Here is a 3,174-nt window from a genome sequence, read left to right as displayed (position 1 = left end):
GACGCCCTGGGCTTCGAGGGCGCGCATGCCGTCGGCGAAGCGGACGGCCTCGCGGACGTGGCGCACCCAGTACTCGGGCGAGCACAGCTCCTCGGGGGTGGCCAGGGCACCCGTGACGTTGGAGACGACCGGAATGCGCGGGGCGCTGTACGTCAGGCCCTCCGCGATCCGGCGGAAGTCCGCCAGCATGCCGTCCATCAGCGGCGAGTGGAAGGCGTGCGAAACGCTCAGCCGCTTGGTCTTCTCGAACTGCGCGGCGATCGCCAGCACTTCGGCCTCGTCGCCGGAAATCACCACGGAGGAGGGCCCGTTGATCGCGGCGATGCTGACGCTGTCCGTGAGCAGCGGCAGCACCTCGGCCTCGGCGGCCTTGACCGCCACCATCGCGCCGCCCTCCGGCAGCGCCTGCATCAGCCGGCCACGCGCCGCCACCAGGGTGACGGCGTCGTCCAGCGACAGGACACCGGCCACGTGCGCGGCCGCGATCTCACCGATCGAGTGGCCCACCAGGAAGTCCGGACGGACCCCCCAACTCTCCACCAGCCGGAACAGCGCGGTCTCCACCGCGAACAGCGCGACCTGCGTGTACTCGGTGCGGGCGAGAACGTCCGCATTCTCCCCGAACACGGCCTCCTGCAGCGGCAGTTCGACCCGAGCGCAGACGGCGTCGAAGGCCTCCGCGAACACCGGGTACGCCTCGTACAACTCACGCCCCATGCCGGGACGCTGGCTGCCCTGCCCCGTGAACAGGAACGCCAGCTTGCCGCCCGAGGCGGCACCCGTCACCAGCCCGGCGGCCGTACCGCCCTCGGCCAGCGCCCGCAGGGCGGATCCGAGCGCGTCGCGGCTGTCCGCCACCACGGCGGCGCGGTGCTCGAAGGCGGTCCGCCCGGTGGACAGCGCCCGCGCGGTGTCGGTCAGGCTCAGCCCGGGGTCGGCGTCCAGGTGGTCGAGCAGTCGGCGGGCCTGGGCGCGCAGCGCGGCGCCGGTCCGGGCGGACAGCACGACGGGCACCGCCCGGCCGTCCTCGCCGGAGTCCTCGTGCACCGCCTGTCCGGCGTCCGGCAGGGTGGCCGGGGCCTGTTCGACGATCACGTGCGCGTTGGTCCCGCTGACGCCGAAGGCGGACACGCCGAACCGTCGGGGTCGGCCGGGCTCCGGCCAGGGCCGGGCCTCGGTCAGCAGCTCGACGGCACCGGAGGTCCAGTCGACCTCGGGGGTCGGTTCGTCGACGTGCAGGGTTCGCGGCAGCACGCCCTCCCGCATCGCCATGACCATCTTGATGAGGCCCGCGACACCGGCGGCGGCCTGGGTGTGGCCCAGGTTGGACTTCACCGAACCGAGCCACAGCGGTTCCCCGGTGCGTTCCTGCCCGTACGTCGCCAGCAGCGCCTGGGCCTCGATCGGGTCGCCCAGCACCGTGCCGGTGCCGTGCGCCTCGACGGCGTCGACCTCGGCGGCCGACAGCCCGGCGCCGGCCAGCGCCGCGCGGATCACCCGCTGCTGCGACGGCCCGTTGGGGGCGGTCAGGCCGTTGCTGGCACCGTCCTGGTTGACGGCCGAGCCCCGCACCACCGCGAGCACCCGGTGCCCGTTGCGCTCGGCGTCGGAGAGGCGCTCCAGCACCAGCATGCCGACGCCCTCGCCCCAGCCCGTCCCGTCGGCCGAGGCGGCGAAGGCCTTGCAGCGGCCGTCCTCGGCGAGGCCGCGCTGGCGGCTGAACTCCACGAAGGCGGCCGGCGTCGACATGACGGCCACACCGCCGGCCAGGGCGAGCGAGCACTCGCCGTTGCGCAGCGCCTGCGCGGCCAGGTGGAGCGCGACCAGCGAGGAGGAGCAGGCGGTGTCCACCGTCACCGCCGGGCCCTCAAGGCCGAAGGAGTAGGAGAGGCGGCCGGACAGCACGCTTCCGGCGTTGCCGGTCATCAGGTAGCCCTCCAGGTCCTCGTCGGACTGCTGGAGGAGGGTCACGTAGTCGTTGCTGTTGGTACCGACGAAGACGCCGGTCCGGCTGCCGCGCAGGGACTGCGGGTCGAGGCCGGCCCGCTCGAAGGCCTCCCAGGAGGTCTCCAGCAGCAGGCGCTGCTGCGGGTCCATCGCGAGCGCCTCACGCGGCGGGATGCCGAAGAACGCGGCGTCGAACTCGCCCGCCTCGTGCAGGAATCCGCCCTCGCGGGCGTAGAAGGTGCCCTTGCGGTCCGGGTCCGGGTGGTAGAGCGCGTCGAGGTCCCAGCCACGGCCGGTGGGCAGGCCGGTGACGACGTCGCCCTCGGCGGCGATCAGCCGCCACAGGGCCTCGGGGCTGTCCACGCCGCCGGGGAAGCGGCAGGACATGGCCACGATCGCGACGGGGTCCTCGTCCGCCGCCGTCGCGGGGAGCTGCCCGGCCGTGCCGGACTCGGCGGTGTCGGGGAGGAGTTCGTCGGTGAGCCGGTCGGCGAGCGCCGCCGGGGTCGGGTGGTCGTAGACCAGGCTGGCGGGCAGCTTGAGGCCGGTGGCGGCGCTCAGGCGGTTGCGCAGTTCGACGGCGGTCAGCGAGTCGAAGCCCAGTTCCTTGAAGGCCCTGGTCTCGCCGACGGCGTCGGCGCCCGCGTGGCCGAGCACGGCCGCGACGTGTTCCCGGACCAGTTCCAGGGTCGCCGTCCGGGCCTCGGGCCGGGAGAGCCCGCGCAGCCGGTGCAGGGCCGAGGCGTCCTCGCCCCCGGCGGCGGTCGCGGTGCCCCGGGCCGGGGTGGCCGGGGCGGCCTCCGGAAGGTCCGCGAGCAGCGGGCTGGGCCGGGTCGCGGTGAAGCCGGGGACGAAGCGCTCCCAGTCGACGTCGACCACCGAGACCGCGCCGTGGCCCTGCGCCAGGCAGCGCTCCAGCGCGGCGAGCGCCTGCGCCGGCGGCATCGCCGGGACTCCGGTGCGGGCCAGCCGGGCCCGCACCGCCGCGTCGTCGGTGGCCATGCCGCCGCCGTCCCAGGCGCCCCAGGCGATGGAGGTGGCGGGCAGGCCGGCGGCCCGGCGCTGCTCGGCGAGCGCGTCCAGGTAGGCGTTGGCCGCCGCGTAGTTCCCCTGGCCGGGGGCGCCGAAGGTCCCGGCGGTGGAGGAGAAGAGGACGAAGGCGTCCAGGTCCAGCCCGGCCGTCAACTCGTGCAGAACGCGCGCCGACTCGGCCTTGGCCCGCAGCAC

General features: G+C 75.0%; 1 protein-coding gene. It reads right to left on the bottom strand.

Translation table 11 applies throughout. From position 1 onward, the window contains the following. A partial coding sequence (locus tag ACWDBB_RS36070; RefSeq protein ID WP_449793630.1) for a type I polyketide synthase occupies positions 1-3,174 on the bottom strand: 3,174 nt, incomplete at both ends.

Source organism: Kitasatospora sp. NPDC001095 (genome assembly GCF_053598615.1).
This window is presented reverse-complemented; position numbering and strand designations above follow the sequence as displayed.